This window comes from Bradyrhizobium sp. S3.7.6 (assembly GCF_054061875.1).
Window position 1 is genome coordinate 5,030,137 of sequence record NZ_JBSSEQ010000001.1, and the last position, 22,171, is coordinate 5,052,307.

Consider the following 22,171-nt stretch of genomic DNA (forward strand, 5'->3'; position numbering starts at 1 on the left):
GACAGGGGCGGTCCGAGTGGCTATATCACCCCGGCCCGGCACGTCCGGGCTTTCTGCGTTTGACTGGATCTGAGACATGACGGGAACGACACGATCGAGCAACGGGCTGGACGATCGCCGCAAGCGGCTTCTGTTCCGCTGCTGGCACCGCGGCACGCGCGAGATGGACCTGATCCTGGGCCGCTTCGCGGATGCCGAGATCGGCAATCTGTCCGACGACGAGCTGACCGAGCTCGAGACCCTGCTCGAAGAGTCCGATCCCGATCTCTATGCCGCCATCACCGGTGACAAGGTGCTGCCAGCTGATGTCACCGGCGCGCTGTTTGCGCGCATCAAGGCGTTCCCGATTACGGACGGCGATTTATGAAACAGGGGATAAAGTCGCCGGCCGAGCTGCTTACGCCCGGCCGCGCGCTGACGCTTGCCAATGTTGCCGAGGGCGCCGAGGGCCTCGTCATCTCCGATCTCGCCCGTGCCATCGCCGCACGGCCGAAGAAACCGGCCGTCAGCCTTGCCGTGGTCTGCCGCGACGGCGGGCGAATGCAGCAGCTCGAGCGCGCGCTGCAATTCTTCGCGCCCGATTTGCCGGTGCTGACCTTTCCGGCCTGGGACTGCCAGCCCTATGACCGCGTCTCGCCGCATGGCGGCATCCTCGCGCAGCGCCTGACCACACTGGCGCGGCTTGCGCCGCTGACCGGCAGCGACAAGCCGCTGATCGTGCTCACCACGGTGAACGCAATCCTGCAGCGCGTCCCTGCGCGCGAACTCGTTGCCGCGCAGGCGCTGTCGGTTGCGCCGGGCAACGTGGTGCCAATGGACACCATCGTCGCCTGGCTCGAGCACAACGGCTACAACCGCTCCTCGACCGTGCGCGAGCCCGGCGAATATGCCGTGCGCGGCGGTATCCTGGATCTGTTTCCGGCCGGCCTCGACCAGCCGGTCCGCTTCGACTTCTTCGGCGACAGCCTGGAATCGATCCGCTCCTTCGACGCCGAGACCCAGCGCACGATGCTCGACATGCGCTCGCTCGACCTCGTGCCGATCTCGGAATTCCAGCTCGTCACCGACACCATCCGCCGCTTCCGCATGGGCTATGTCGCCGAGTTCGGCGCGCCCGAGCGCGACGATGCGCTGTACGAGGCCGTCAGCGAGGGCCGCCGCCATCCCGGCATGGAGCACTGGCTGCCGCTGTTCCAGGACCGGATGGACACGCTGTTCGACTATCTGCAAGGCGCAGCCATCGCGATCGAGCCGCAGGCCGAGGACGCCGTTCGCGAGCGTTTCAAGCAGATCCAAGATTACTACGAAGCCCGCCGCGATGCGATGGAGCATCCCGGCGGCGGTGCGATCTACAAGCCGCTGCCGCCTGACAGGCTCTATCTCACCGACGAGGAATGGACCAGGCGCGAAAGCGAGATTTCGCTGGTGCGGCTGACGCAGTTTTCGGTTCCGGCCGATGGTGCGACGATCGTCGATGCCGGCGCGCGCAAGGGCCGCGACTTCGCACCCGAACGCAATGACGCCACCGTCAACGTGTTCGAGTCCGTCGTCAGCCACGTGATGGCGCTGCATGCCCAGCGCAAGAAGGTCGTGATCGCACTCTGGAGCGAGGGATCGCGCGACCGCATGACCTCGATGCTGCGCGACCACAAGCTGACCCACACCACCAGCGTCAACGCCTGGCGGACGGTGCAGGCGACCCCGCGCAACGAGACCATGCTCGCCGTGCTCGGCCTGGAGGCCGGGTTCGAGACCGATGAGATCGCGCTGATCAGCGAGCAGGACATCCTCGGCGACCGCCTGGTGCGGCCCCGCAAGGCCAGCCGCAAGCTCGACAATTTCATCTCGGAGGTGACGAGCCTCACCGCCGGCGACATCGTCGTCCATGCCGACCACGGCATCGGCCGCTTCATCGGCTTGCAAACCCTCGACGTCGCCGGCGCGCCGCATGACTGTCTTGAGCTGCATTACGCCGCCGACGCAAAACTGTTTCTGCCGGTCGAGAACATCGAGCTGCTGTCGCGCTACGGCTCCGACCAGACCACGGTCGAGCTGGACCGCCTCGGCGGCTCCGGCTGGCAGACCCGCAAGGCGAAGCTCAAGAACCGCATCCGTGAGATCGCGGGCGAATTGATCAAGATCGCCGCCGCGCGCCATTTGCACGAGGCGCCAAAGCTGCCGGTGCAGCCGGGACTTTACGACGAGTTCTGCGCGCGCTTCCCCTATGACGAGACCGAGGACCAGTTAGGGGCCATCGAATCCACGCTGAAGGACCTTGAGCTCGGCCGTCCGATGGACCGGCTGATCTGCGGCGACGTCGGCTTCGGCAAGACCGAGGTGGCCTTGCGCGCGGCCTTTGCCGTCGCGCTCGAAGGCAAGCAGGTCGCGGTCGTGGTGCCGACCACGCTGCTCGCCCGCCAGCACCACAAGACCTTCACCGACCGCTTCAAGGGCTTTCCGGTGAACGTGGCGCAGGCCTCGCGCCTGGTCCCGACCAAGGCGCTGAACCTGGTCAAGAAGGGTATCGCCGATGGCTCGGTCGACATCGTCGTCGGCACCCACGCGCTGCTCGGCAAGGCGATCAAGTTCCGCGATCTCGGCCTTGTCATCGTCGACGAGGAGCAGCATTTTGGCGTCACTCACAAGGAGCGGCTGAAGGCGCTTCGCTCCGAGGTGCATGTGCTGACGCTGTCGGCGACGCCGATCCCGCGCACGCTGCAGCTGGCGCTGACCGGCGTCCGCGAGCTCTCGATCATTGCCTCGCCCCCGGTCGACCGCCTCGCGGTGCGCACCTTCGTCGCCCCGCACGATCCGCTGATGATCCGCGAGGCGCTGCTGCGCGAGCGCTATCGCGGCGGCCAGGCGTTCTACGTGGTGCCGCGCATCGACGACCTCGCCGAGGTCAAGGACTTCCTCGACAAGAACGTGCCGGAGATGAAGGTCGCGGTCGCGCACGGCCAGATGCCGCCCGCGGTGATCGAGGACATCATGACCGCCTTCTACGACGGCAAGTTCGACATCCTGCTGTCGACCACCATCGTGGAGTCCGGCCTCGACATTCCCAACGCCAACACGCTGATCGTGCACCGTGCCGACATGTTCGGCCTGGCGCAGCTGTATCAGCTCCGCGGCCGCGTCGGCCGCTCCAAGCTGCGAGCCTATGCGCTGTTCACGCTGCCGGCGCAGCAGAAGATCACCGCGCAGGCCGAGCGCCGGCTCACCGTGTTGCAATCGCTGGAGACGCTGGGCGCGGGCTTCCAGCTCGCCTCGCACGACCTCGACATCCGCGGCGCCGGCAACCTGCTCGGCGAGGAGCAGTCCGGCCACATCAAGGAAGTCGGCTTCGAGCTCTACCAGTCGATGCTGGAGGAGGCGATCGTCAACCTCAAGGCCGGCGTGTCCGAGCCCGCCGCCGACCGCTGGTCGCCCTCGATCACCATCGGCATGCCCGTGCTCATTCCGGAAGACTATGTCGGCGACCTCTCGGTGCGGCTGTCGCTGTACCGGCGGCTCGCCGATCTCGACACCGAGGAGGAGATCGAGAATTTTGGTGCGGAGATGCGCGACCGTTTTGGCGTGTTGCCGGACGAGGTGCGCTATCTGTTCAAGGTCGCCGCGATCAAGGCGTTCTGCCGCACGGCCAATGTCGGGAAGATCGACGCCGGCCCGAAGGGCGCGGTCATCGCCTTCCGCGATAATTCGTTCGCCCATCCCGACCGCCTGGTGTCGTTCATCCGCAGCTACGGCCAGGCCGCCAAGGTGCGGCCCGACATGAAGGTGGTATTCCTGCAAGACTGGGAGACGCCGGAAGAGCGGCTCGCCGGCACCACGGAGATCATGCGCCAGCTGGCACAGCTCGCGCAGAGCAAGAAGGCGGCGTAATTGTTCCGAGCGCCACCGAGCGGTACTTGGATACAAAACAGCGGCATATGGCCACTTGCGGAATGATCGAACGACAGCCATGTTCGATTCGTCGAGTTAGGCCGACGACTTGGCCTCCGACTTGGCCTCGCCGCTGATAGCGTGCCTGACTGATGACCTGATTCGTGTGACCCGCGACTGGTTTACCGGCCGCGGGTTTTTTGTACCGCAAAGCGGGGCTGCCCCGCCCATTGAAACTTCTGAGGTCGCGAGCGTGTCTATCAATATCGATTCAGGCCAGGAACACGGTGACGAACACGACGACGTCATGTATCCGCAGGTCCTGCCGTTCATATTGGTCCACGCGGGATGCGTCGCGGCGATCTGGTCGGGCGTCTCGTGGCAAGCCGTTACCATTTGCGCGGTTCTGTACTGGTTGCGCATGTTTGCGATCACCGCCGGCTATCACCGGTATTTCTCGCATCGGGCTTACGCGACCAGCCGGGTGTTTCAGTTCATCCTGGCCTTCCTGGCCCAGAGCAGCGCTCAGAAAAGCGTCCTCTGGTGGGCTGCCAAACATCGCCATCATCATCTTCACTCGGATACGGCGCAGGATGTGCATTCGCCCCGGCACAAGGGCTTCCTCTACAGTCATCTCGGCTGGATCTTCTACCGGCAGCACGATGCAACCGATCTGGTGAAAGTATCGGATCTGGCGTCGTATCCCGAGCTGATGTGGCTGCACAAACTGGAGCTTCTGCCGGCATTCGTGCTCGCGGGCCTCTGCTTCCTCATTGCCGGGTGGTCAGGACTCGTGGTCGGCTTTCTCTGGAGCACGGTGCTCGTGTATCACGGCACGTTCTGCATCAACTCCCTCGCACATGTTCACGGCCGCAGGCGGTACGTGACCGGCGACGATTCCCGCAACAACTGGCTGCTCGCTCTCGTCACGATGGGTGAGGGGTGGCACAACAATCACCACGCCTATCAGGCCAGTGCTCGACAGGGCTTCCACTGGTACGAGATTGATCTCACCTATTATATCCTGGTGGCCTTGTCCTGGCTCGGGATTGTCCGGGATCTGAAGATGCCGCCCAAGCAGGTCCTGCGCAATGAGCATCGGTTGGGATCACGCGCGATCAAGCAAGCGGCCGAGCAGCTCGCCGCTCGCTTCAATCCTGAACACATCGCACAGGCGATCAAGACGTCGATCCATGAGACCGAATTGTCGGTCAGGGACGCGATCATTCTGTTGCAGCAGCGTGCCGATTTGCGTCTGTCCAGCATGCCGACTCGCGACCAGTTGCTGGCTGAAGCGCAGCGCATGTTCGCAAAGACGATGTCGCTGGACGACATCGTCGACCGGGCCCACGAGCTCCTGAACGAGACTGTCGGCTTTCTCCTGGCCACTCCCGCTCTGGCGGCCGCCCCGAAATCGGGCGCGAATGGTGGCGCTTAGCGCCACGTTGCCCGTACAAGGGGCGCGCACGAGATCAGGGATTGCTGACGCGCGACTACGACGCCGCGCGCGACGCGTCGGCTGAGAGACGCCCGAGCAGTGACCGCGCCGTATCCGACGGCGACAGCGAGTCCACGCTGACGACGGGATCGCTGCGCATCTCGTGCTTGCCATTGGAGGTGTGCCGCATCACCGCCGACAGGCGGCGGGCGATCATGTGGGCGGTGCGGAAGTCGGTCTCCGCGAACACGACGATGACGGAGCCGTCTTTCTGCGCCACGCCAAAATCCATCTGCCGCATCAGGCGGCTCAGGATCCGCGCGGCGTCGAGCTGGGCACGGGAATTGCCGGGCTCGAAGGCGAAGCGCGCCACGGAGAGGCCGCCGCCGCGGGCAAGAGCCTGCTCGACCGCCTTGGCGAAATCGCGGGCAAAAGCTTCCACCGTGAGCAGGCCGCTGCGCGGGTCGAGCCAGCCGCCGGCATCGATCGAACGCAGCGTGCGGCTCAGTTGCGCTTCCATCGCGTGCTGGCGGATCAGCGGCAGCGCGTTGGCGGCGACCTTCGCCGGCTCGCCCGGGATCAGCTCGAGATTGGGCAGGTCGTAAGTCTGCGCGAGCTGGTGCGCGGTGACGACCACGGGCAGGCTGCGGAATCGGGTGTCTTCGGCGAGTACCGTGAGGAAGGCGTCGGTGACGCGCGCGGTAAAGCCTTCGGCGAGCACGACGCCATCGATATCGCGGGTGTTGAGATGCTTGGCCGCGGCCTCGATCGAGAGCGCGCCGACGACCCCGACGCGTTCGCCGAGTGCGACGGAGAGCGCAGGATAAGCTGCGCCGCGGCCGATCAGGAGCACCGTCGCATCGCGTGCCGGATCCCCCTCCGGCAACCCGACTTTCGCGTCCGGCAGCCGGCGCAGAACCGTCGCATGGAGAGTCCGTACGCGCAGCGCGGCGCGGAGCCGCGCGACGAGGCGGTCGGAATTGCCGCCGCGCGAGGAGAAGGGCAGGGCGTTCTGCGGCAGCGTACCCGCAGCCTCGAGCGCCACGAACGGCAGGTAGGGCGATTGGTCCGCGATCTTCCTGGCGAGCGTCGCCAGATGGGGCTCGTGCCCGACATGCATCGCGGCGAGAACCGCGGCCGGCTGCACCTGCTCGACCGCGCGCGCCGCGCTGGCCCAGTCGGCGTCGACGACGGGAAACAGACGGGCCTCGTCCAGGGCCGCAATGAAAGGCGGCCGCTGGGCGTTGGACACAAACAGGATCGGGCCCGCCTGGGACATCGCAAACTCTGATCACGCAACAGATGCTGCGCAATCTAGTCCGGTTGCCTTAATGCAGCGTCAATGGATGGGTCGAAACTGCGCTTAAACCGGCCCGGAGCGGTCGCGAAAAGCCTCGACCATCAGGGGGTTAAGCCCGAGCTCATTGAGCGCTTCGCGGGCGCGGGCATTGTCTTGCGCCCGTCCTGCGAGCCGGTGACCCGAGAGCCGGTCGGGCAGCGCGGTGAGCAGGGCGCCCTGGCCGAGCCGGCGCGCCCATTCCTGGAGATCGTTGGACAGGAAGCGGTAGCCGCCGACGGCCATGATGCCGGAGGGCGGTGCGGTGATGCAGATCGCGCCGCTCGGACGGTCGAGCCGCGCGGCATAGCCGGTGTCGACATAATCGCGCGGCGGCTGCGCCGTCAGCGTGTCGCCGACCGGCTGCGGCGGCGCGTAGGCCGCGATCGGCACCATCGCTCCGCGCAGGCCGAGCGTGCCCCTGGGCGTCAGCAGGATCTCGCCGGCGATGGAGGAACCGGACTGCTCGCGCGGGGCGCCGTGCGGTCCGGGCATCACCGCAACAGGCATGCCGTCCTCGCCGCGGCGGGCGCCGAACAGCCCGGCCTCGCCGAACAGATAGACGTCGGTCAGCGGTGCATGCGGCGCGATCCAGGCATCGCTCGCCGCCACCTGCTCGGGCGCGCGCCAGAGGCCGATGACGTTGCGCAAGCTCGGCATCCGCGCCGCGAGATCGGCATCGCCGAGCCGCAGCGCGAGCTGCGCGGGGGCGATCAGCACCTCGCATTCGTGCTCGTTGATTTGCTGTTCCAGCACGTCGTTCTCGAAGGGATGATGCAGCGCCAGCGTGCCGCCGCAGAGCAGCCACACCGCGAGCGAGGAGGCGAGGCCCGCGAACGACATCGGCGTGAACGCCGCCATCACGGTCGCGCCCTGCTTGATGTCGGCTTCCAGCGACATCGCGAGCCCGCCGGCGATCAGGCTGAAATGCGGCCGCGGCACCGGGCGAAAGCCTTCCGCGGTGACGTCGAAGGAGATCATCGCCGCCTTGCGGCCGTCCTGGATCACGGCGCGCGTGGTGCCCGGCGGGCGGGCCAGCACCTCGTCGAGCGAGGCCATGCCCTCGGGCAGGTCGGCGCCGAAACCGCAGACGTAACGGATCGAGAAGGCCTCCGCGGCGGCATGCATCGCGAGGTCGGAATAGCTGACGCCGTCGACCTTGCTCATGGTGACGATGGCGCGCGCCGCGGTGCGGTTCAGCGCGGCGGTCAGTTCCGCATGGCGCCAGAGCAGCGGCAGCACGGCGACCACGAGCCCGGCGCGATGCGCGGCGAGCACCGTCAGCACGAACTCGACCGTAGCAGGCAGCTGGATCGCGATGACCGAATTGGCCGGCAGGCCCGATTCGACGAAATGCGCCGACAGGGCCTCGATGGCGGTGTCGGCCTCGGCGTAGGTCATCCGCCGCGGCTGGTGGCCGGTCACGCGGGCCTTGTTGAGGGGATCGAGCAGGGCGAGCGCGTGCGGTTGCCGCATCAGCGTGCGCTGAAACAGCGTGTCGAGCGTCGGCGATACGGCTGGCTGATTCACGGCGTCACTTCGCTTGCGGCTGCCCCTTCGACCACCAGGTCTCCGGCAGGTAGCCGGACAGCGAGGTGGCCTTTGGCCGTTCTATCCGATTCCAGCGCGCGATCCATTGCTCGGATACGTTAAACAGGGGGATTGTATAGAAACCGGAGATCAAGGTGCGGTCGAGCGCCCGCACCGCCGAGACGAAGGCCGTGTGATCACGGGCCTCGAGGAGAGCGTCGATCATGGCATCGACGGCGGGATCTTTGGCGCCCATGTAGTTGCGGGTGCCCGGATTGTCGGCGGCAGCACTCCCCCAATAGAAATACTGCTCGTTGCCGGGCGACAGCGACTGGTCCCAGCGGTTCTGGATCATGTCGAACTCGTAGCTGAGCCGGCGCTGGTCGAACTGCACGGGATCGACCGCGCGAACGCTCGGCTCGATGCCGGCGCGCTTGAGGTCGCGCTGGAACGCGAGCGCGATGCGCTCCTGGTCGCGGGTCGTCACCAGCATCTCGAAGGTGAAGGGGGCCTTTGTCGCGCGGTTACGCAGCACGGTGCCGTCGAGATCGTAACCGGCGTCCGACAGGAGCTTGAGTGCCGCGCGCAGCGTCGTCCGGTCGCGCCCCGAGCCGTCGGTGACGGGCAGGCGGTAGCTGCCGTCCATGACGTCGGGGGGGATCTGCGCGGCAAAGGGCTTCAGCAGCTCGCGTTCGCGCGCATCCGCAGGCCGTCCATAGGCCGAGAGGTCGGAGCCGGCGAAATAGCCCGCAACGCGCGAATAGAGTCCGAAGAAGTAGTTGCGGTTGACCAGCTCGAAATCGAACAGCAGCGTCAGTGCCCGGCGCACGCGGATGTCGGCGAAGATCGGACGGCGCGTGTTGAACACCAGGAATTCGGAAGGCTGCGGCACGCCGGGCTTGATGGTGTCGCGGATCACGTCGCCGCTTTTGGCGGCTGGAAAGTCGTAACCGTCGTGCCAGCGCAGCGGCTCGTGCTCGACGCGGAAATCATAGAGGCCGCGCTTGAAGGCTTCGAACTGGCCATTGGCCTCGCGAAAATAGTCGAGCCTGATCTCGTCGAAATTGTAGAGCCCGCGATTGATGGGCAGGTCGCGACCCCAATAGTCGGGATTGCGGGTCAAGGTCACGCTGGCGCCGGGCTTCACCGCCATGATCCGATACGGGCCCGAGCCGATTGGGCCGGTCAGCGTCGTCTCCTCGAAGGTTGCGACATCCACTGCATGCTTCGGCAGGATCGGCATCAGGCCGAGGATCAGCGGCAATTCCCTGTCGTTGGCGCCAGCCAGGTCGAAGCGGACGGTGAGAGGGTCGGGCGCTTCGGCCTTGGCGACCTTGGCGTAATATTGCCGATGGTTGGGGCGGCCGTGATCGCGCAGCAGCTGCCAGGAGAACAGCGCATCCTCCGCCAGGACCGGCTTGCCGTCGGAGAAGCGGGCGCGGGGATCGAGGCGGAACGTGACAAAGCTCCGCGCGTCATCGGTCTCGACCGATCTGGCGAGCAGGCCGTAGAGCGTGAACGGCTCGTCATTGCCGCGTGCGAGCAGGCTCTCGACCACGTAGTTCCGCACCGGCTGCACGGCCAATCCCCTGACGATGAAGGGATTGAGGCTGTCGAAGGTGCCGAGAATGCCCCAGGTGAGCCGGCCGCCCTTGGGGGCATCAGGGTTGGCGTAGGGCATGTGGGTGAAATCGGCCGGCATCGCCGGCTTGCCGTGCATCGCGATGGCATGGGCTTCCCCAGCCCCTGCGCCGCCTGCGGAGAGCGCGGAGGCGACGACGAAGGCGAGAAGACAGAGGCGGGTGCCAAGGCCCTCACGAAGGCCCTCGAGAAGGCGCTGGAACATGGACATCGGCACACGTTGATTCGAGGACCTGCGGGCCTGAATCCTATCACAAGGAATTTCACGGATCGCAGGCCAGGGAGCGGTTCAAGGCGTGGTCAAAGACGCTTGTCGGCATTGATCTTTTCGTCGGCCACGTTAAGAAGGCACGCAATCGCGCAAGAGCGTCGAGCCCGTCACTTATCCGCCTCAATTGACGGGGAGAGAGCCGCGCCCAACGCGGCCAGGTTCGTCGCTTCGGAGCGGTTCGGGCACTTCCCGTTCAGAAAGGGTTTTCCGCAATGAATTTCCGTTACTTGGCCGCGTCCGTCCGGCCGCGCGGGCGACTTCTCGCCTTGTTGACGGCGACGGCATTGGCCGTTCCGTTTGCCGCTGAGGCCCAGACCCCGGCGCCGGCCCCCGGTGCCCCCGCCGCGCCCAAGGCGGCCCCGAAAGCTGCTCCGAAGGCTGCCCCCAAGGCTCCGGCGCCGGCTGCCCAGGCTCCCGCCCAGCCGGCTCCCGCGCAGGGCGCTCCGGCGCAGCAGGGCGCCGCGGCCCAGCCGGCCGATCAGCAGATCCAGCTGATCTACGCCCCCTGGACCAAGTTCTGCCTCAAGGGCCAGGACGCCAACGCCAAGCAGGTCTGCTTCACCGGCAAGGACGGCCGCATCGAGTCGGGCCAGCCGGTCATCGCGGCCGTGATCATCGAGCCGGAAGGCGAGCCCAAGAAGATCCTGCGCGTGACGCTGCCGCTCGGCATGCAGCTCGTGCACGGCACCCGCATCATCGTGGACAACAATGCGCCGTTGCAGAGCCCCTACGTGATCTGCTTCCAGAATGGCTGCATGTCCGACTACGAGGCCACGCCCGAGCTCATCGGCAACATGAAGAAGGGCCAGAACCTCGTTGTCCAGGCGATCAATGCCAACGGTGCGCCCTTGACGTTGCCGCTGCCGCTCGCCGGCGAATTCCAGAAGGCCTATGACGGTCCGCCGACCGATCCGAAGGTGTTCGAGGAAACCCAGAAGAAGCTTCAGGAAGAGCTTCAGAAGAAGGCCGACGAGCAGCGCAAGAAGCTCGAGCAGAACGGTGGCGCGCCCGGCGCGGCTCCGACCGGTCAGAAGTAAGCGGGCTAAAATCCCGGACATGAAAAAGGCGCTCGGTTCGAGCGCCTTTTTTGCTGGCCGCTTGATGGCGGCAAAACTCACTTCAAGCGCGGTCGGCTCAGTTCAGCGACGGATTGCGCGGGCGATAGCCGCCGGTCTTGTCCTTGATGAAGATCTCGGCGACCTGGGAATGGCGAATCGGCTCGCCGGAATCGTCAGGCACCAGATTCTGCTCGGAGACATAGGCGACGTATTCCGACTCCGCGTTCTCCGCGAGCAGGTGGTAGAACGGCTGGTCCTTGTGAGGCCGCACCTCTTCGGGAATCGACAGCCACCACTCCTCGGTGTTGTTGAATTCCGGATCGATGTCGAAGATCACCCCCCGGAACGAGAAGATCCGGTGGCGAACGACCTGTCCGATCTGGAATTTGGCGGTCCTCGCTTTAATCATTCCCCGTCGATAGACCAGGATTGTGGCCGATGCTAGTGCCCTGATCTGTAATTGACCTTCGGCTAAGGGGCAGATAGCCCCCAAATCTTCAGAAAACACTTCATCAATGGTCGATATCCTCAATCTGGCACTACCTTATTTCGGCTTGATCTTCGTCGGATTCGCCTGCGGCAAGGCCAAATCGCTACCGGAATCGGGCCTCGCCTGGATGAACTTCTTCCTGCTCTATGTGTCGCTGCCGGCGCTGCTGTTCGCAATCATGTCGAAGACGCCGTTTGCGGAATTGAACAACCCGCCGTTCCTGGTCGCGACCACGCTGTCCACGGTTGCGGCATTCACCCTGGCGCTGGTCGTCGGCAAGGTTCTGGGACGGCTGACGCTGCGCGAGGCGACGCTTGCGGGCCTCTCCGGCGGCTATGGCAATATCGGCTACATGGGGCCGGGGCTGGCGCTCGCCGTGCTTGGGCCGAAGGCCTCGGCGCCGACCGCGCTGATCTTCTGCTGCGACAGCATCTTCCTGTTCACGATCGTGCCGCTGCTGATCGAGCTCTCCGACCGCGACCATCCCTCGCTGGTCCATGCCTTCGGCGTGGTGCTGAAGCAGATCGTGCTCAACCCGCTGATCATGTCGGCCTGCTTTGGCGCGGCCGTGGCGGCGCTTCATATCGAGCTGCCGGTCGCACTCGATCGCACCATCACGTTCCTTCAGAACGCAGCCGCACCGACCGCGCTGTTCGTGCTCGGTGTGACCGTGGCGCTCCGCCCGTTCAACCGGGTGCCGTGGGAGGTGCCGGGCGTGATCGCGGTGAAGCTATTGATCCACCCGCTCGCAGCGTTCGGCCTGATGCTGGCGTTCGGACCGTTCGCGCAGCCCTGGGCCGCGACCGCCGTGCTGATGGCCTCGCTGCCGCCGGCGCTCAACGTGTTCGTGATCGCCCGGCAGAACGACGCCTGGATCGAATCCGCCTCCGTCGCGGTGCTGCTCGGGACCTTCGCGTCCGTGGTCACGCTGACCAGCGTGATGTGGGCGATCCAGACCGGCCGGCTGGCGTTTCCGTAAGCGAGCCTATCGCCGCCACGTCGGGGTTAGGCCCTCGCGCATGGCGAAGCGCCGCAGCGGGCCGATGGCGCCGAGCAGGTGCATGCCGACCGCGCGGACCGGCTGGAGCGGCAGGAAATCGTTGAGCAGGGAACGGTTGGCGATGTCGATCGCGAACGTGCGGCTCAGAATATCCGGACGCCGCGCCCGGTCGTAGCGCTTGAGCACGTCGGGCGCGCCGGGATCCTGGCCCGCAGCGATGGCTTCGCCCGCGAGCCTGGCGATGTCAGCGGCATCGCGCAGACCAAGGTTGAGGCCCTGGGCGCCGATCGGCGGGACCACATGGGCGGCTTCGCCGACCAGCGCGATGCGGTCGCGCCCGAAGGATCTTGGACGTTCGATCGCCAGCGGGAATAGGTTGCGGCCCGGCTCGACCGTCATGCGTCCCAAAATGGAATGCGACTGCTTCTCGATCGCGGCGGACAGCTCCGCGTCGCTCAAGCCGCGAAGCCTCTCGGCCTCGGCGGGGGCCGAGACCCAGACGATGCTGGAGCGGTCGCCGGGCAGGGGCACGAACACACAAGGGCCATGCGGCGTGTGGAACTCGGTCGAGACGTTGCGATGCGGGCGCGCGTGGCCGACGTTGAAGGTCAGCGCGGTCTGCGTCAGGTCGCGCCGCGTCACCGCGATGCCGGCGGCTTCCCGGCACAGCGAGTGCCGGCCGTCGGCACCGACCACGAGCCGGGCCGAGAGGAATTCAGCGGACGCCGTGCGGACCGCGACGTCGTCGGCTTCGATGACGATGCTTTCGGCCTCGTCATCGCAACGGACGAGGTTGGACAACTCGGCCGCGCGTTCTTCCATCGCCAGCATCAGCGAGCGGTTGTCGATGTTGTAGCCGAAGGCGTCGAGCGCGATTTCGTGGCAGGAGAACCTGACCTCCGGCGCCCGGAACAGCCGGCCGGTGTCGTCGACGAGGCGCATGATTTCGAGTGCTGCCGCCTTGCCCTTGCAGCGCGGCCAGACGTCGAGGCTCTCCAGGAGATCGACGGAGGCGCCGAGCAGGGCGGTGGTGCGGTTGTCGGCATAGGGCACGCGCCGCGCCACCAGCGCGGTCCGCGCGCCGGCCTGCGCCAGTGCGATGGCGGCCGCCAGTCCCGCCGGTCCGCCGCCGATCACGGCCGCGTCATGGAGTGTCGATGCATCTGTCATGGAACGACAATTGACATGCTGCGCGGCAAATTCAAGCCCGGCTATATTTCCTTGATTTTGTGGCGAATTGTGCGACCGCGCGCCGCAATGGCGGATGTGCAAACCGGTCCCATTCTGATAGCAGAAGCCATGGATACCCAAGAGGATTCCCTGAAGCCGAGACCGGCGATCCGCGCCGCGGCCTTCTCGGTGCACATCTTCACCGCATTCGGCGCGGCCATCGCGCTGCTGGCGATGCTGGAGGCCGTGCGCGAGCATTGGGCGGCGATGTTTCAGTGGCTGGGCGTCGCCCTGATCATCGATGCGATCGACGGGCCGATCGCCCGCCTGCTGAAGGTCAAGGATGTGCAGCCGAACTGGTCGGGAGACGTGCTCGATCTCGTGGTCGACTTCGTCACCTATGTGTTCGTGCCGGCCTATGCGATCGTGGCGAGCGGGCTGTTGCTGCCGGTGGCCGCGCCGCTGCTCGGCATCGCCATCATCGTCACCAGCGCATTATATTTCGCCGATCTGCGCATGAAGGCGGACGACAATCATTTCCGCGGCTTTCCGGCGCTGTGGAATGCGGCGGCGTTCTATCTGTTCCTGCTGCACTGGCCGCCGTTGGTATCGACGCTGCTGGTCGCGGCGCTTGTCGTGCTGACCTTCGTGCCGTTCCACGTGCTGCATCCGGTGCGGGTGGTTCGGCTGCGCTGGCTGACGATGTCGCTGATCGCGATCTGGGCCGTGCTCGGCCTCTATGTGCTGGAGATGGATTTTCGCGTCGGCACCGGCGTGACCATCGTGCTCTGCGCCATCGCGCTCTGGATCAGCTTCAGCGACGCCTTGATCCGCCTGGCAAGATCCTTCGCATGATGCACCTCCTCACTAGTCCTGAAGCCTGGGCCGCGCTGCTCACCTTGACCGCGCTCGAGATCGTGCTCGGCATCGACAACGTCATCTTCCTGTCGGTGATCGTGTCACGCATCCCCGAGAAGCAGGCCCACCGCGCCCGCCAGATCGGGCTCGCGCTGGCGCTGATCTTCCGCATCATCCTGCTCAGCCTGCTGGTCTGGCTGATCGGCCTGACCGCGCCGGTGTTTTCATTTTCAGGTTACGGCTTCTCCTGGCGCGATCTCATCCTGATCGGCGGCGGCCTGTTCCTGATCGCCAAGGCGACGCACGAGATCCACGCCGAGGTCGAAGCCGATGACGGCGAGGGCGACCGGGAGTCCGGCGGCAGCGCGTTCTTCTGGGTGATCGTCCAGATCATCGTCATCGACATCGTGTTCTCGCTGGACTCGATCATCACCGCGATCGGCATGGCGCAGGACATCGAGATCATGATCGCGGCGGTCGTGATCGCCTGCCTGATCATGTACATTTCGTCGGGGCCGGTGTCGCGATTCGTCGCCGAGCATCCGACCACCAAGATGCTGGCGCTGGCGTTCCTGGTGCTGATCGGCGTCGCGCTGGTCGCGGACGGATTCCAATTCCACATTCCGCGCGGCTACATCTACTTCGCAATTGCGTTCTCGGCGGCAGTGGAATTCTTCAACGTGCTGGCGAAGCGCAACCGCAGGAAAGTCCGCAAGTCGTCCGTTTAGCCGTTCCAATCTGGGTCGAGTTGACAAGGCGGGCGCGATGTCTTTCGCTCAGCGGCGAGAAGACCGAGAGGAGGTCAGGTGATGACCAAAGCCGTCCGTGTGCACAAGGTCGGAGGCCCCGAAGCCCTGGTCTATGAGAGCGTCGATGTCCCGGCGCCGGCTTCCGGCGAGGTGCGCATCCGCCAGCATGCGGTCGGGTTGAACTTCATCGACGTCTACTATCGCACCGGCCTCTACAAGGCGCCGGGGCTGCCCTTCATCGCCGGCAACGAGGCGTCGGGCGAGGTCATAGCCGTCGGGCCCGGCGTGACGCATTTCCATCCCGGCGACCGCGTCGCCTACTACCACAATCTCGGTGCCTATACCGGCGAGCGCAACATCCCCTGGGAGAAGCTGGTCAAGCTGCCCGACCACATCACGCACGAGCAGGGCGCCGTGCTGATGCTGAAGGGGCTGACGGTCTGGTATCTCCTGCACAAGACCTTCAAGGTCGAGCCGCATCACCGCGTGCTGATCCATGCCGCAGCCGGCGGCATCGGCCTGTTGGCCTGCCAGTGGGCGAGGGCGCTCGGGGCTCACGTCATCGGCACGGTCGGCTCGCGCGAGAAGGCCGAGCTTGCGGAGGCCAATGGCTGCGACCACGTCATCCTGTACAACGAAGAAGATTTCGCCGCGCGCGTGAAGCAGATCAGCCGCAACGAGGGCTGCGACGTCGTCTATGACGGCGTCGGCAAGGCGACCTTCCCGGGCTCGCTGTCCTGCCTGAAGCCGCGCGGCATGTTCGTCTCGTTCGGCAATGCCTCGGGGCCCGTGCCGCCGTTCTCGATCGCCGAGCTCAACAATCACGGCTCGCTGTTTGCGACGCGGCCGAAGCTCAACGACTACGTCGGCACGCGCAAGGAGCTGCTGGAAGGCGCCGATACGCTGTTCGCCGCCGTCATCAACGGCAAGCTGCACGTGCCGATCAACCACGCCTACGCGCTCAAGGACGCCGCCAAGGCGCATATCGATCTCGAAAGCCGCAAGACCACCGGCGCGTCGATCCTGAAGCCGTAGTCTCTCGTCAAACTCGGCTCCCGTGTCCCGGACGCGCCGCAGCGTGAAACGCTGCTGCGCAGAGCGGGGACCCATCTCCCCGGCTGGGCCCCGGCTCTGCAGCGCACCGCCGAAGGGGCGCTGCGCTGCGTCCGGGGCACGAGACTGGCCTCACGCCACCCGCCGTGCCGCGCCGGCCCTGGTCAAAATCCCGTCGAGACAATCGATCATCTCGGCGATCTCGGCCCGCGTGACGTTCAGCGCCGGCATGAAGCGCAGCGTGTCGAGCTGCGGCGCGTTCAGGAGCACGCCGGCCTCGAACGCCTGCGCGACGATGCCTGGCGCGATCGGCAGCTTGAGGTCGAGCGCGAGCAAGAGGCCACGTCCCCGCACGCCGCCGAGGCCGTGCCGGGCCGAGACCTTCTGCAACTCGCTTTCGAGCAGCAGGCCGGTCTCGGTGACCGTCTTCAGGAAGTCGGGCTTGCTGATCTCTTCCAGCACCGCGAGCCCCGCCGCGCACATGATCGGGTTGCCGTTGAAGGTCCCGCCCTGATCGCCGTGCTCGAAGCAGGACGCGCGTTCGGTTGCGAGCAGGGCCGCGAGCGGCACGCCACCGCCGATGCCTTTGCCGAGCGTCATGATGTCGGGCGCGATGCCTGTGTGCTCGTAGTGGAAGAGTTTTCCGGTCCGGCCCATGCCGGTCTGGATCTCGTCAAAAATGAGCAGCAGGCCGTGCGCGTCGGTGAGCGCGCGCAGTTCCTGCAGGAACTGATCGGTCGCGGGCCACACGCCGGACTCGCCCTGGATCGGCTCCAGCATCACCGCGACGGTGTTGTCGTTGATCAGCTCTTCGACCGAGGCGATGTCGTTCAGCTTCGCCTTCTTGAAGCCGGCGACCTTCGGCTCGAACAGCGGTTCGAACGCCTTCTTGCCCGAGGCTGACATCGTCGCCAGCGTCCGGCCGTGGAAGCCGCCTGCGAAGCTGATGATCTCGAACGCGCCGTTCCTGTGCAGGCTGCCGTATTTGCGCGCGAGCTTGATCGCGCCCTCGTTGGCTTCGGCGCCGGAGTTGGCAAAGAACACCTGGTCGAACGCGCTGTTTGCGACAAGCCGCTCGGCAAGCTTCAGGCTCGGCTCGTTGTAGAACGCCGGGCTCGGCGTCAGCAGCCGCTTGGCCTGCGCGGAAAGCGCATCGGCGATCGCGGGCGGGGAGTGACCGAGGCAGTTGACGGCCCAGCCCTGCACGAAATCGAGATAGCGCTTGCGGCTGTCGTCCCAGAGGTAGGAGCCGGCGCCGCGGACGAACACGGCCTTGGGCCGTGCGGTGATCTCCATCAGCGCGTCATACGGATGCGTGGTCATGTCGAACTCCTGTGGGGACGGGGTGGAAAAGGGGCGCAAAAAGCAGAAAGGCCGCACCTTGCGGGTGCGGCCTTTCTCGAAAACTCGGCTGAATTCAGTGGTTCAGCGGCGTCGTCGGACATGGCGCACCCTCTCGTCGTCGCGGAAGCGACGGCGGAGCATTTCGGTGCGCTGATGGGTCCGAGCGTTGATCATGGGGCGCGGCAATACATGCGAACGGCGGGACTTGTCAAGCGGGCGTTTTGAAAAACACCCGTCCGGCGTGCATCGGCGGCGAGATCGGAGCACGTCACTGAACGCCGTAGCGCGCAAAACTGTCCGCGATGCCGGCGTTGATTGCCTTGGCGGCCGCGATGTCTTGCTCAGCGCCTTCACTGTCGCCCTTCTTTCGCTTCGCCAGTCCGCGGCCGTAGAGGGAGCCGTCGAGCTCAGGCTTTGCGCTCAGCGCCGCGTCGTAATCCGCAATCGCCGCGTCGAGATTGCCGAGCTTCAGATTCGTGAGGGCGCGGCTGTCCAGCGTATAGGGGTCGTTGGGAGCCATCCGCAGCGACTGCTCGCAATCGGCCAGCGCCTCCTGCAGGCGGCCAAGGATCGCACGCGTCATGCAACGCGAATTGAACACGCCCGGATAGCTCGCATTGGCCTTGATCGAGCGATCGTAATCCTCCAGCGCCTGCGCATAGTCGTGGGTGTCGAAATACATGTTCGCGCGCGCAAAGAAATCGCGATCGTTGTTCGGACCGAGCTGAAGCGATTTTGCGAAGTCGGCGAGCGCACGCGCACGGTCGCCGCGGTCGCGGAAGACGCGTGCACGGTTGCCGTAGGCCGGGCCGTAATTCGGGTCGAGCTTGATCGAGAGATCGAAATCCGCCAGTGCGCGAGCGTCGTCGCCATGGTTGCGATAGGCAGTGCCGCGATTGAAATAGGCCAGCGCAAATTTAGGGTCGAGCTTGATGGCCTGATCGTAGTCGGCCATCGCATGCTCGGAGTCGTTCTTGTGGATGTGGGAATTGCCGCGGTTGTTGTAGTAGAGCGCGTCGCGGGAATTCAGCCGAATGGCGCGTGTGTAGTCGGCAATGGCGTGGTCGGTGTCGCCGAGATCGTCGTGGGCGATGCCGCGATTGTACCAGAGGTCGGCGTCTTTCGGATCGAGATCGATGGCACGGTTGAAGTCCGCCAGGGCACGCTCCGTGTCGCCTTTTCGCCGAAACATCTCGCCGCGATTGGCCAGCGCCCGCACATTCGAGGGATCGGCCTTGAGCACGGCCGAGCAGCCGGCGATGCGCTGATCCTCGTTTCCCCCGTCGTCGTCGCCATAGCACCATTGGCGTGCCTGCGCGGTTGACGGCGATCGCGCGGTGGCGGGGGCGGACAGGGCGAACACGGCCATTGCGATGCCGATCGCAGACAGCTTGAAGCGAATCCTTGACGTTTCAGTGTGTTTCATTGTTTTCCACATCGAAACCATTGCGCCTCTAGCGCGTTTGTGATCGAAGGACGCGACTTGGTTCGAACCGAATGCATCACGGATCAGACCAAGAAGGCGGGACCAACCAGATAGTTTGAAGACCTTGTCCGATACGCCTTACCCGATCGACCTCGACAGCATTCGCGGCGCGTTTCCGCCGGGCATCGAGGCGCCATCCCTGCTGGTCGACTTTGCCGATTGGCTGAACGGGCGCCCGTGGGGCAGCGTCGGCCGTTTCTCGCTGCAAGGCCAGTTCTCCGATCAGGCGCCGATCTTCGACGGCAGTCCCTTGCGCGACAGGTTTTCACTGTTCATGCGGCTGCCGGATGGCTCGGCCGTCGGCGGCTGGTATGGCGCAGGTCTTGATCGCGACAACCCGCCGATCGTGGGGCTGGGCTCCGAGGGCGACTACGAGCTGCTCGCGCCGAGCCTCGACGGCTTGCTGGCGAAGCTGACGTCACAGCAATTTGACAAGGCCTGGAGCGATCTCAAGCCGCATGACGAGGTCGAGTGCCAGACCGACGAGCTCGCGAAATGGCTTGCGGGACAGCCGATCGGCGACAAGGCCGCGTGTGACGACGGTGCTGCAGAGCTTCCCGATTTCCGCGGCTTCGTGGAAAAATGGAGCCGGGATCGCGAAGACTATTGGGCCAATCATCGCTTGATGGCCGAGCTCGGCTGGCGGCTCGCCGCGCATCTGCCCAAGGGCAAGAAGCCCTGGGACAAGACCCGCTTCGAGGTCGCGATCGTCGGCAAGCAGTACGAGGCCCGCGTCCTGACCCTCGGCCCGCAGCCGTTCGAGGAGGCCGCCTCGATCGAATCGCTGCTGCGCGATCTGCGCGAGGAGATGCGCAAGGCACAGCCCGAGCTCGGGCTGTGGCACGCGATGAAATTCGGCCTCTATGTCGACGGCCGCGTCATGCCGAACTTCGAATACGATGTGCGTCCGATCATCGGCGGCGAGCCGGCGCAGCTCTCCGAAGCAAAGGCCGATCTCGCCCGCGCCCCGCGCCCGGAGCGGTGGGTGCCGAAATGGCTGGCGTGACGGAACACCGTCAGAATCCCGTCACGGAGCCGTGCAATCAGGTTGCTGATTGAATTAGCTTCTCGTCGGGGTAGTTCGCTGATGCGCGGCCTTTGTCACCGGTTGATTGTCGCGATCCTGCTGATGTCAGCGGCCTCGGCCGCAGACGCGCAAACCGAGCTCGTGGAAAGCGCCGTTGCCGACCTTCCGATCGTGCTGGCTACCGATCCCGCGCTCACGCGGCCTCACGTGATCACACCGGACGAAAAGAAAAACAGCGATGAGGCCGATGCTGGCGGCGTTATTCTCACCTACGTTTTTGAAACGAAGCTTCGCCTTCGGTCGGAGAGGTACTTCCTGGTTGTCTGCAGCTCCGGCGGTAGTGCCGACTACAATTGCGTATTTAACCTGATTGGAGGCGCGGGCGATCTCTATCAAGACCAGATCGAAGGCCTCCGATTCGAGATACCTGGCGACGGGTGCGTCTACGCCTCCGGTCACGTCAATACGATGTTCGACCATCGACGCAAGTACTGCCTTGACGACGACCGGTTGAAGGAGGTTAACCAGCCGTTTCATTACGTCGGCCTCAAGTCAAAGACGCTGCATGACCTGACGTTCTATTTCGATAAGGCTGCGACGAATGCGGTCGGCACCATTCCGAAAGGTGAGTTCGTTGAGGTGCTCGTCGCAAGCGACCGACGTGAGGAAGACTCGTCCGAGCGCTACCATTTCCTCGTTCGGGACAAGAACGGACTGACTGGTTGGGTCAGTCTGGCCGGAGGTCAGCAAGCGGAAGACATCGAGGGAATCTTTTTTGCCGGCGACTAGTCGCGTCGAACCGGTGTTCTTCTGCTGTCGCGCCGTCTTGACCTCGCGGGAACGGCACCTTCGATCCCCCTTGCGATCCCCCTTGACTTAGAGTGCGCTCGAAGGGGTATCTGTACGTGCGTCAGTACGAGAACGGGCACACATGAAGATCGGCGACCTCGCAAAACGAACCGGCTTGTCGACGCACACGTTGCGTTATTATGAGCGCGTCGGGCTGCTGCCATACGCAGACCGGGATCGTTCCGGCCAGCGTGACTTTGACGCATCGATCCTCACCTGGATCGCATTCCTCGGTCGGCTCAAGACCACGGGAATGCCGATCCGGGACATGTTGCGTTATGCGGCGCTTCGTGATGAAGGCGATGCCACCGGGCCAGCCCGGCGGCAGATGCTGGAAATCCACCGGGAACAGGTTCGCACGCAGATTGCCGAACTCCAGGAATGCCTGCTCGTCCTTGATACCAAGATCTCCGGTTATGCCGGCGATGAACAGAGGACGAAGGAAAATGACGCACGCCCAAACACAAGCCGAAAGCCGCTTCGATCGCGGCCAGCGGGCCCTGTCACGCATTGACGGCAGAGCCGGCGAAAAGGTCGTCGCCTCACTCGCCGACATCGCTCCGGATTTCGCACGATACGTGATCGAGTTTCCCTTCGGCGACATTTACAGCCGCCCGGACCTCGGCCTGCGCGATCGAGAGATCGCGACGATCGCCGCGCTGACGGCGCTCGGAAATGCCGCGCCTCAGCTCAAAGTGCATATCGAGGCGGGTCTGAACGTCGGGCTGTCTCGCGACGAGATCGTGGAGATCATCATGCAGATGGCCGTCTATGCGGGCTTCCCGGCGGCGGTGAACGGGCTGTTCGCAGCCAAGGAGGTGTTTTCCGCGCATGACGGACGGCAGGCGTCGGGAGAAGCGACGTGACGTCATCGCGAGCGCGGCAAAGGCGATAGCGGACCCGTCATCCCCGCGAGCGCGTAGCGCTCGTCGGTGAAGGTGCGAGGCATGGGACGCAAGGCGTCCCATGGGGAGCCTCGAAGGATGAGC

Annotated in this window: 19 protein-coding genes; 12 read left to right on the forward strand and 7 right to left on the reverse strand. The window is 65.2% G+C overall.

Annotated elements, in window-relative coordinates:
* The first annotated feature begins 76 nt into the window (after nt 1-76).
* The 3 genes from ACVJ5M_RS24455 (at nt 77) to ACVJ5M_RS24465 (ending at nt 5,320) form a co-directional block, all read left to right on the forward strand.
* The gene (locus ACVJ5M_RS24455) at nt 77-367 is read left to right on the forward strand and encodes an FAD assembly factor SdhE (RefSeq protein ID WP_028147879.1); all 291 of its coding nucleotides are present in this window, start codon (nt 77-79) and stop codon (nt 365-367) included.
* Nucleotides 364-3,882, forward strand: a complete 3,519-nt coding sequence (gene mfd / locus ACVJ5M_RS24460; protein WP_283016536.1) for a transcription-repair coupling factor — start codon at nt 364-366, stop codon at nt 3,880-3,882. The genes ACVJ5M_RS24455 and mfd overlap by 4 nt, the downstream gene beginning before the upstream one ends.
* A 307-nt stretch (nt 3,883-4,189) precedes the next feature.
* Complete coding sequence (locus ACVJ5M_RS24465) at nt 4,190-5,320, forward strand: acyl-CoA desaturase (protein ID WP_166353125.1); 1,131 nt, start codon at nt 4,190-4,192, stop codon at nt 5,318-5,320.
* A 55-nt stretch (nt 5,321-5,375) separates the two neighbouring features.
* Here ACVJ5M_RS24465 and ACVJ5M_RS24470 read toward each other — a convergent pair whose 3' ends face one another.
* From ACVJ5M_RS24470 to ACVJ5M_RS24480, 3 genes are all read right to left on the reverse strand, one after another.
* Nucleotides 5,376-6,599 carry a GGDEF domain-containing protein gene (locus tag ACVJ5M_RS24470; RefSeq protein ID WP_354099699.1) on the reverse strand — a complete coding sequence of 408 codons (1,224 nt, stop codon included), beginning with the start codon at nt 6,597-6,599 and terminating at the stop codon, nt 5,376-5,378.
* Between the two features lie 84 nt (nt 6,600-6,683).
* Nucleotides 6,684-8,186: a class I adenylate-forming enzyme family protein gene (locus tag ACVJ5M_RS24475; protein WP_354099698.1), complete on the reverse strand. Its 1,503-nt coding sequence runs from the start codon at nt 8,184-8,186 to the stop codon at nt 6,684-6,686.
* Nucleotides 8,187-8,190: 4 nt separating this feature from the next.
* On the reverse strand, nt 8,191-10,038 hold the full coding sequence (locus tag ACVJ5M_RS24480; protein WP_354099697.1) for an extracellular solute-binding protein: 1,848 nt from the start codon (nt 10,036-10,038) through the stop codon (nt 8,191-8,193).
* 272 nt (nt 10,039-10,310) lie between these two features.
* Between ACVJ5M_RS24480 and ACVJ5M_RS24485 the strand changes: the two genes are divergently transcribed.
* The gene (locus ACVJ5M_RS24485) at nt 10,311-11,135 is read left to right on the forward strand and encodes an invasion associated locus B family protein (RefSeq protein WP_063983219.1); all 825 of its coding nucleotides are present in this window, start codon (nt 10,311-10,313) and stop codon (nt 11,133-11,135) included.
* A 97-nt stretch (nt 11,136-11,232) separates the two neighbouring features.
* Here ACVJ5M_RS24485 and hspQ read toward each other — a convergent pair whose 3' ends face one another.
* On the reverse strand, nt 11,233-11,565 hold the full coding sequence (hspQ, locus tag ACVJ5M_RS24490) for a heat shock protein HspQ (protein ID WP_014495177.1): 333 nt from the start codon (nt 11,563-11,565) through the stop codon (nt 11,233-11,235).
* 106 nt (nt 11,566-11,671) lie between these two features.
* On the opposite strand from hspQ, the gene ACVJ5M_RS24495 reads away from it, so the two are divergent.
* A complete protein-coding gene (locus ACVJ5M_RS24495) occupies nt 11,672-12,625 on the forward strand; it encodes an AEC family transporter (RefSeq protein WP_071913784.1) in 954 nt (317 codons plus the stop codon).
* A gap of 6 nt (nt 12,626-12,631) precedes the next feature.
* Here ACVJ5M_RS24495 and ACVJ5M_RS24500 read toward each other — a convergent pair whose 3' ends face one another.
* Nucleotides 12,632-13,816: a UbiH/UbiF family hydroxylase gene (locus tag ACVJ5M_RS24500; protein ID WP_354096458.1), complete on the reverse strand. Its 1,185-nt coding sequence runs from the start codon at nt 13,814-13,816 to the stop codon at nt 12,632-12,634.
* An 87-nt stretch (nt 13,817-13,903) separates the two neighbouring features.
* Here ACVJ5M_RS24500 and pcsA point away from each other — a divergent pair, with 87 nt between their 5' ends.
* From pcsA to ACVJ5M_RS24515, 3 genes are all read left to right on the forward strand, one after another.
* Nucleotides 13,904-14,671, forward strand: coding sequence for a phosphatidylcholine synthase (pcsA, locus tag ACVJ5M_RS24505; RefSeq protein ID WP_283016529.1), 768 nt, complete (start codon nt 13,904-13,906; stop codon nt 14,669-14,671).
* A complete protein-coding gene (locus ACVJ5M_RS24510; RefSeq protein WP_063983222.1) occupies nt 14,668-15,402 on the forward strand; it encodes a TerC family protein in 735 nt (244 codons plus the stop codon). Before pcsA ends, ACVJ5M_RS24510 begins: the two co-directional genes overlap by 4 nt.
* 81 nt (nt 15,403-15,483) lie before the next feature.
* Nucleotides 15,484-16,458 (forward strand): quinone oxidoreductase family protein, encoded by a 975-nt coding sequence (locus ACVJ5M_RS24515; RefSeq protein WP_354096459.1) that lies wholly within the window; start codon nt 15,484-15,486, stop codon nt 16,456-16,458.
* A 150-nt stretch (nt 16,459-16,608) separates the two neighbouring features.
* Here ACVJ5M_RS24515 and ACVJ5M_RS24520 read toward each other — a convergent pair whose 3' ends face one another.
* On the reverse strand, nt 16,609-17,799 hold the full coding sequence (locus tag ACVJ5M_RS24520) for an acetylornithine transaminase (protein ID WP_354096460.1): 1,191 nt from the start codon (nt 17,797-17,799) through the stop codon (nt 16,609-16,611).
* Nucleotides 17,800-18,088: 289 nt separating this feature from the next.
* A complete protein-coding gene (locus ACVJ5M_RS24525; RefSeq protein ID WP_354099696.1) occupies nt 18,089-19,246 on the reverse strand; it encodes a tetratricopeptide repeat protein in 1,158 nt (385 codons plus the stop codon).
* A gap of 124 nt (nt 19,247-19,370) precedes the next feature.
* Here ACVJ5M_RS24525 and ACVJ5M_RS24530 point away from each other — a divergent pair, with 124 nt between their 5' ends.
* The 4 genes from ACVJ5M_RS24530 (at nt 19,371) to ACVJ5M_RS24545 (ending at nt 22,048) form a co-directional block, all read left to right on the forward strand.
* On the forward strand, nt 19,371-20,312 hold the full coding sequence (locus tag ACVJ5M_RS24530) for a hypothetical protein (protein WP_063986364.1): 942 nt from the start codon (nt 19,371-19,373) through the stop codon (nt 20,310-20,312).
* A gap of 42 nt (nt 20,313-20,354) precedes the next feature.
* Nucleotides 20,355-21,122, forward strand: a complete 768-nt coding sequence (locus ACVJ5M_RS24535; RefSeq protein WP_354097573.1) for an SH3 domain-containing protein — start codon at nt 20,355-20,357, stop codon at nt 21,120-21,122.
* 142 nt (nt 21,123-21,264) lie between these two features.
* Nucleotides 21,265-21,696: a MerR family transcriptional regulator gene (locus ACVJ5M_RS24540; protein ID WP_071913796.1), complete on the forward strand. Its 432-nt coding sequence runs from the start codon at nt 21,265-21,267 to the stop codon at nt 21,694-21,696.
* Nucleotides 21,629-22,048: a carboxymuconolactone decarboxylase family protein gene (locus ACVJ5M_RS24545; protein WP_014495189.1), complete on the forward strand. Its 420-nt coding sequence runs from the start codon at nt 21,629-21,631 to the stop codon at nt 22,046-22,048. Before ACVJ5M_RS24540 ends, ACVJ5M_RS24545 begins: the two co-directional genes overlap by 68 nt.
* The last annotated feature ends 123 nt before the right edge of the window (nt 22,049-22,171 follow it).